Raw genomic sequence first — 8371 nt, forward strand, 5'->3', positions numbered from 1 at the left:
GTATTGTATATGTAAACTTTGTAAATTATCCCAAATTTATAAATCGCTACAATTAGGATGTTTTTGCGATAAACTCTCTTGAGGTAAAAATGCTACCAATTCCACTTGTCCTTTGGTGTTAATTATCAAGCTTGTTGCTTCGACAATTTGTTGTCTTGTTGGAAGAATTCTAGAAGAACTATTTGTTTGATTGCTATTCTGTGTAGTTGTAAAATCTCGTGTATCTGACAAGATAGTTTGACCACGAATAGTTGCTGTGGGATCTGTTGGTAAACCTCCCCTACCTGTAATAGTAAAAGAATTACCCTCTGTAGATGCACAACTAGGAGTAACTATTTTATTCTCGCGATCGCTCTGGGGGTTTGGTAATTCTATCAAAGCCGAACTCGGAGCAGCATCCGGTTTATTAATTGATTCAAGGCTAGAAAAATCGAACACAGGACTAGGAACTTCTGGTGTTGGGTTAGGAACTTCTGGCGGTGGATTAGGAACTTCTGGCGGTGGATTGGGAACTTCTGGCGGTGGGTTAAGAACTTCTGGTGGCGGATTGGAAACTTCTGGCGGTGGGTTAAGAACTTCTGGTGGCGGATTGGGAACTTCTGGTGTTGGGTTAGGAACTTCTGGCGGTGGATTGGGAATCGTTAACTTTTTTGAACTGGAAGTAATATTACTTAAGGAGCTAAGTGTATCAAACTCGAATCCTTGAATATCTTTAGTACTGATATCAACTTTGCCACCATCACCAAAGAAAGCATTGGCTGTAATATCACTGTTTTCTTCAGGGACAGTGAACAGTAAATCTGTGTTGATAGTGATGTTAGCACCATTTCCACCTGTAGTTTCATTACCTGCGATCGCCACAATACTGCTTTCACGGCGTAATGATAACGAATCTGCTAACTGTAAATTAATATTACCACCTTCAGTACTGGCTGTTTTTGTGGAAATTAAGGCTTGATTGTCGAGGGTTAATTTATTTCCTTGGATCTCAATGTTGCCACCAATACCACTACCTTGGTTATTGGTGGAAATAGCAGCAGCATCCCGAATATCAACAAGTTGGGAATCGACGAAGATATTACCGTTGTTACCGCTAGAACCCAAAGCTGTATTAGTAAAAAAACCTGTGTTTGCACCAGACAACAGAACTCTATCTGTGGCTTTAACTACTATATTGCCAGTATTTCCTAAACCTTCGGTTTGAGAAGAAATTTGACTATTATTAGTAGCAGTAAAGGATTTAGTATTAATCTCTATATCACCAGATTTACCTCCATTTACACCTATGCTCTCGCTTCCTATCTTTGAGTTATTTAAGAAAATTGAATCAGCATTAATAATGATATTATTAGCATTGCCACCATTACTTCTAGTGAATAATTGAGCTTGGTTGGCTTCTAAAGAATTAGCCGTAACAATCAGCTTTCCAGTTGTACCTGTTGTACCTCTATACAGATTACTTTGCACATCGTTGCTCAAGAAAATAAATGGTGCGTTTAGCGTCACATCACCGCCTTTTCCAGCACCATAGGAAGAACTTTCAATAAATGACTCTCTAAGTGGATCTTGTTGTTGAATAATTGCAGTTTGACTCTTGAGAGTAATGTTACCTCCATCTGTACCAAAAGAAACAATACGGGATGATGGTGGCATGACAATATCATCCTGAGCTAAAAGTGTGATATTTCCACCAGGTTTGGAAAATGTAAATCTAGAAGAATCAATTCCCAAACTGGTCAGAAATTGGGGAGTAATAATTTTCCCCCGTGAATCAATCACAATGTCTCCCCCCCTTGCACCCCTACCAAATATACTGAGTGCAAAGTTAACTGTAATATTGCCCGATAGAGAAGAATTAGGTTGATACTGATTAGTTAAAAAAACCAGTCCTCCTGAATTAATAATTTGATTAATAGCGATATCTGCGTTTGTTGGTTTAGCATTTGTGTTAGGAGTAGGTGAAAAAACATTTATTACTCCTTTGATGCCAGTTGGGTTGAAATTAGTTCCAGCCCTAATATCAACAGTAGGTTGAGCGCTACCATTAATAGGAACTTGCGTTACTCCATCGGAAAGAGTAACTGTTTCTTTAATAAAATTAGTTGTATCTGGACGGTTCACATTAATATTATTAATTGTTACACTTCCACCTGCAAAAATATGAATGGAAGCTCCTCTATAACTATTAAAACTAACATCTCCACTTGAATAAATAATTGGATCGTCAAAACTAAATAAATCTTCCCCTTGGCTATTAATTTGTTCGAGGCTAAAATTACCGCCACTAAAAAAATGAGTGTCCCCACCAATGGGATTGACGGAACGGAACAACATATTTTCACCAGAAAAGAAGCCACTGGAGGGATGATTTAAGGCAAAGATATCTATTTGATTTCCTTCGGCTAATAGTTGTTGTTTAGCTGATGCAATGAAAGGGCGATTTAGGCTGTCCCGCACTTTTAGAGTATTGGTAGCTTGCAAGGTTAAATTACTACCTGCTTGCAATTGCCCTTGTAAGTCAAGAGTTGTACCAGCTAAAGTCAAGTTTTCTCCAACTGATAATTTACCACTATTAGCGATCGCACCTTGGGGCGGTAACCAACTCTCTAACCCCAGAGGAAGATTGACAGTTAACAAGGGGGGTGCTTTGGGGTCTTGGGTAGTAAATTGATAACCGTTTTTGAACAAAAGGGCGTTGCTGGTGCTAGCAAACAAAGAGCCAGAGATATCCAAACGCGCATTTTTACCGAAAATTATGCCGTTAGGATTAATCAAATATAGATTAGCACTTCCTAATACTCCCAGTGTTCCGAAAATATTAGAAGCGTGGTTTCCTGTAACTCGACCCAGAATATTTTCGACTCCAGCAGGGTTAGAAAAATAAACCCGTTGCTGATTACCAATATTCAAATCTTGAAAACTGTGGAATAAATTACTACCTCGAATCGCTCCGCCATCAATGCGATCGATCTGACCTTTGGTACTTTGGACATTAGGTGTCAATACAGAACCTTCGGCTCCCAAACTGTTATCAGGAACTATCTGAGCTACAGCAGTTGTTGTTGAACCTAGAATATAGGCGATCGCAGCACTACTTGTTAAAATTCTAATCAGCATGGTAGCCCTATCAATCTCCTCTGTTTCAGCAACACCTGAATTTTTTTGTTCCACTTAGGGTCAATACTCTTGAACTTTGAGTAATTTACGCTTTAGCACAGATGCAGATTCCAACCAACTTATGGCCAAAACTCCCATCGCCAAACTAGCTTATGGAACACTGGCAGACATCAGATGTCAACTAAATTAACACTGATGTAAGTATTTTTATTTAAGTACAAATTATTATGGCAGATATAAATTATGCTTGAATTTAGATAAATAAAACACTATTTAATAGAAATTTTATATAACTCTACTTACTTCTTCATCAAAACTTTAAATTTCAACTGTTGGATTAGGTGATGCAGTGTTGGTTGGATACATTTGCAATCATTAGTTTAAGCCTAAAATCGACCCCTTGTTTTAAGACTTGTCATTCACAACATTTTTCAAGAGAGTGAATGATAAAATCAGCGCTACAATATAGCGCATTATTACTACAACTTTAGTTACAATAATTAATTTTCTTTGTACCATATTTAGTATTACTGTTAGTCTAAGCAATACCTTCGCCATTTTTTGTAGGTTGGGTTAAGCGAAGCGAAATCCAACCTACAAATCGAGGTATTTTTCGACTTGGTGAAGGTATTGTCTAAGTCTAAAACATTGCAGAAACTACAAGAGATTTACAAAAATCTTTATTGCAACTAAACACCAATTTATTCACCCCAATATTTGAAAATATTAGAGCAATTATGAATTTAAATTCCAGTAAATATATTGAAGATATCCAATTACTACAGGTTGATCGATATCTACCAGAAAAAGTCAGAACTTACATCGAAGAAAATTACTATGCTAAAGTTAACCAGCAAGCAGAGTTAGATTATGCTGCTCGAAATGAAGATTTTCTAGCAAATCCCCTTCAGCACGTTGCACTTTATTCCGATCATGGTGTCGTTCACGTCAGAGATGTCGCTCGTAACATCTTAGTTGTGCTGGAAGCCATTCATGGAGTTCTTATTCCCAAAAGAGAGCCTCTATGGTTTGATTTTATGAAAGGTTATGGAATTATACTTGTCTATAACCATGATATGGGAATGCTTGATTTTTCGGCATTTGGTCGGGCAATGCATCCAGAATTTGTCACCCAAGAAGTATTCAGCCCTGCCTTTGATCGGGTAATTGATACGATTTGGACTGAAAATTGTGGTAATGTGTCTTGGCGTTTAATTAACTTAGCCGAACAAGGGGCATTGACAGAAGATCCCAAACTTGTGTTGCGTGAAATGGTATCAATGGGAGTTGCCCATAGTAAGAGCAAAGTTCCTATTGAGGTATTGAATCATCCTGAACAATTGAGAAAGGTAATGAAACAAATTGCTGCGGTTAATTTGCATCACCTTTATCACCAACAACAAGTAACTAAAGCCGAAAATAAATTAGCTCAGGCTAAAAACTCCCCACAAGAACAGTCTAAAATTGAGAAATTAGAAATAGCTTTACAGCAAGTTAAAGCGACTCAAGCAGAATTTATCAAACAGGGAATTAGCCCCCACAACGAACGGATCAATCAATATTATACTGATTTTGAAAAACAGGGATTTTCCTGGCTGGTTTGCGATCATCCAGAAATACAAGCTTTAATTGTTGATGTGAGTGATACTATCCGTGCTTTGCGAGCCGCCGATGCTTTGCGACAGAGAGGTACTGTTTACAAAACATCAGGAGGTTATCAGATTTTTGTTGACCAAAATACAGCTAAAGCAATTTATGCTTTGCAAAAAGGAAGCGGGGAATTATTTTTATTAGAAGCAGCAAACCCCCTTAATGCTGGGGAAGCAAACATTGCTAGTAGTGAATTGACTGCAAACGGCGATTTAAGAATATCTTTTAATCGAGGTTCTTTTACTAACCAAGATGCTACACAACGGGCTGCTTACAATTTAGCTGTTGTGATTGATGATATTCAACGCGATATTATCGACACCTTTCAGCGATCGCCTAATGACAATGATGTGATTAAGAAGAGTGAAAACATTGAGATTTTATTAGAAAATACTGACGACAACCTAGATTTTGCCGAAGCTGTCCAAACAGAATTAACGAAAATCTCGTCAGAGATGGGATTGAAGAGCAGAGTTGTCCCCTCACTCAAAAATATTGATCCAGAAGAACGCGATCGCTATCTTAGCGCCAAAGAACTAAATTTATCGCTGGAACAGAAACAAAAAATTCTGCTGAGAGTTTCTCAATCTGGTCATAAAATCCACAATATTGATCCACACAAGGCTTTTACTGATGTGTACTTATCCACCCTAAAAGGAGGTGAAACATTAATCCAAGCAGGATCGCCTCCCGGTTTTGTTTATATTCCTATGGGCATAGGACTAGTAAGTAACCCATTAGGAGGGTATCAACCCAAAGTTGTCAAAGCTTGGATTCCGCTAGGTAATATCCGCGTCATTCGAGGGGATAAGCAGGAAGCAACTATCACTGCCGAAGAGAAGCTAGAACTCCTGATCATTCCTAAAGAGACTTACCTCAAGTATTGGCACAATACCTACAATGCAGAAGAATTTTCCCAACAAATAGTTCGTATTTACGCCGAAGATAATTTGCGAGAGTTAGAGCAGATTTTTAATATTCTCCGCCAAGTAGCCCTAATTGACAAAACTCTGGATGATACGGAAGTTGACTTTATTCAACAACTACTAGAATCTTATCGAATTAACTACTCCACTGAAGAAGTTCGAGAAAAGTTGTTAACTGGTGAAGATAGCGACTTTGTTAGTTTACGGCAAAGCGTACTAGATTATCTCTCATTAGATCCGCCCTATTTTCAGGTAGGAAGACTACGAGATTTGTTAAATCTGTTAGTAAAAGTTGACGAAGAAATTTCAGCAGAAGAATCGCTGATTATGTCAGAGTTAAATAATTTACTCGACAGTTATTTAGCAGATGAAACGCTGCCAAAACAATACAAAATCTTGATTATCCCCACTACTTCTGAGCAAAATGAGGGGATTAGAACACTATTTCCCACTGCCCCAAAGGTTGAAAATCCTTGGGGAAAAGCTTATCTATGCGGTTCGTTCTACTCGAAAGAATACGCCAATATGATTTTGCAAAGATATCGCAATTTAAATTTCTACGCCATTCTCGAAGAAGAGGAATATTCAGCATGACAATTATTCAAAATCAGACCATCCCAGTGATTATAGATACAGACGGTGGTGTTGATGATGCCTTGGCGCTGATTATGGCATTGAACTCACCACAATTAGACCTGAAGGCAGTTACAGTTTTAGCTGGTAATATTAATGTAGACCAAGCGGCTAATAATGTATTGCGGGTACTCAGTATTGTTGAACCAGATACCTTTCCAATTGTTGCTAAAGGTTGTGAAAAACCTCTGGTGAAACCACCCTTTAATGCGGCAGGAATTCATGGTGCAGATGGGCTTGGTGAATTAGATCAATTTAAAGCAGCAGATGGCACAGCCCGCTATCCTCAACTAACCATTGAACCATCTACAGAAAATGCTATTGATATTATTCTTAAGGCAGCCCAAGAGTATGGCGATAGTCTAAATATTGTTGCTTTAGGGCCACTAACTAATCTAGCAACGGCAATTCAAAAAGATGCCGCCACGATGAAACAAATAGGGCGGATTATCATCATGGGTGGGGCTGTCACCGTACCTGGAAATATTACAGCTGCGGCTGAATTTAACTTTTTTGTAGATCCTGATGCTGCTCAAATCGTGATGGAATCAGGAATTCCCTTAACATTGGTGGGTTTAGATGTGGCAATGAAAGCCCCTCTTCCCCGCCAAGTTGTTGAAGATAATTTACAGCGTCGTCCTTCAAAAGTTACCCAGTTTATTGCCGATTGTACTGGAATTTATATGGCTTTCTATAAGGATCGTGAAGGCTTTCATGGTTGTTATCTACACGATCCTTTAGCGATGGCAGTGGCCATTGATCCCAGTCTAGTTACGACTGAATCACTCTATATGGTAGTTGAAACTGAAGGACAATTTACCACTGGTTTGTCATTAGCAGATCGGCGCGATCGCCGAGATGATAAAACTAATCCACCTAATGTAAAAGCCTGTTTAGATGTTGATACTGAACGTTTTTTAAAGCTGTTTGATCAACTTGTCTGCTCATGAAGATACAACGTTTTTCGTAAGCTAATCGGCATTTAAGCTGCATAATATAAATGCAGAGCCGATTGAAAGTAAGTATGCCACCACCAGCAAAAAACTTTTTAACGTTGGAACAAGTTACTCAGTTACAGGAAGCACTTAAAGAGAGTGAGTTACCGCACGTAAGAGAAAGAATTTTAATTATTCTGCTCCAAAATGATGGCAGGACACAACAACAAATTTCTAGATTTTTGGGTTGCTCCCCCAGAACAGTTGCATATTGGTGTATGCATGGAGATCCAGATGACCTAGAAAGTTTACATAATAAACGAGAGTATAAACATTATCGAAAAGCCACTAATGAATATATTGAACTGTTATTAAAAACAGTTGAGCAAGAACCATCAGACTTGGGTTATGAATTTGGTAGATGGACAGCAGATAGATTAGCTACATATTTAACAGAACAAACAGGAATTAATTTAAGTAGTTCTCAAGTCAGGAGGATACTAAAACTAAAAAAGTATAGTTATATCTGGGCTAAGTATGACTTAGAATCTAAACAAAATCCCATAATTAGAGCAGAGTTTCAAGAAAAACTTGCCCAATATTTAGCAATAGCTAGAGTTCAACCAGAGCGAATGCAGGTATGGTTTTGGGATGAAAGTGGGTTCAGTTTGCGTGTGATTCGCCGGAAGAATTGGGGTAAGGGAGGAAAACGCAATAAATCTTACAGGTCAACGTCGGCGTGGTCGGGTCAATGTGATGGGAGGAATTAGAGAAGGAGATCGAAAACGGGTATGCTTTTTCATTAAAAAAGGTGAGGGGGATATTTTCTATGAACAGTTACAGCAACTAAATAAATTAATTAAAGAAGAATGGATAAGTCAAGAGAATTGCTCCCAGAATTTTCAGGAGCATGGCCCCAAGATTATTCTAATTTTAGATAATGCTAGTTTTCATAAACGCAAAGATATTCTCACTAAAATTTCTCAAGAACTCCCTAACTTCATACTAGAATGGCTATTTAAAACAAATTTTCAGACACAACGCTATACCGTGTAATACACGGAATTGTGAATATTATCAAAAGCTTGATGAATTTTCAGCTTGTGTTGG

At 38.2% G+C, this 8371-nt stretch carries 3 protein-coding genes and 1 pseudogene; 3 read left to right on the plus strand and 1 reads right to left on the minus strand.

Annotated elements, in window-relative coordinates; translation table 11 throughout:
• Positions 1–36 precede the first annotated feature (36 nt).
• Positions 37–3171 carry a two-partner secretion domain-containing protein gene (locus V7K55_RS23530; protein ID WP_334835091.1) on the minus strand — a complete coding sequence of 1045 codons (3135 nt, stop codon included), beginning with the start codon at positions 3169–3171 and terminating at the stop codon, positions 37–39.
• A gap of 683 nt (positions 3172–3854) precedes the next feature.
• Here V7K55_RS23530 and V7K55_RS23535 point away from each other — a divergent pair.
• The 3 genes and pseudogenes from V7K55_RS23535 to V7K55_RS23545 form a co-directional block, all read left to right on the plus strand.
• A complete protein-coding gene (locus V7K55_RS23535) occupies positions 3855–6287 on the plus strand; it encodes a hypothetical protein (RefSeq protein ID WP_334835092.1) in 2433 nt (810 codons plus the stop codon).
• Positions 6284–7276 carry a nucleoside hydrolase gene (locus V7K55_RS23540; RefSeq protein WP_334835093.1) on the plus strand — a complete coding sequence of 331 codons (993 nt, stop codon included), beginning with the start codon at positions 6284–6286 and terminating at the stop codon, positions 7274–7276. The genes V7K55_RS23535 and V7K55_RS23540 overlap by 4 nt, the downstream gene beginning before the upstream one ends.
• 74 nt (positions 7277–7350) lie before the next feature.
• Positions 7351–8278 (plus strand): annotated as a pseudogene (locus V7K55_RS23545) (IS630 family transposase); the annotation flags it as partial.
• Positions 8279–8371 lie beyond the last annotated feature (93 nt).

Source organism: Nostoc sp. (assembly GCF_036919895.1).
Lineage (GTDB): Bacteria > Cyanobacteriota > Cyanobacteriia > Cyanobacteriales > Nostocaceae > Nostoc.

What these genes read in the sequence shown, in the direction of transcription:
- V7K55_RS23535 (WP_334835092.1), top strand. Translation starts at nt 3,855, where the DNA reads ATGAATTTAAATTCCAGTAAATATATTGAAGATATCCAATTACTACAG.
- V7K55_RS23540 (WP_334835093.1), top strand. Translation starts at nt 6,284, where the DNA reads ATGACAATTATTCAAAATCAGACCATCCCAGTGATTATAGATACAGAC.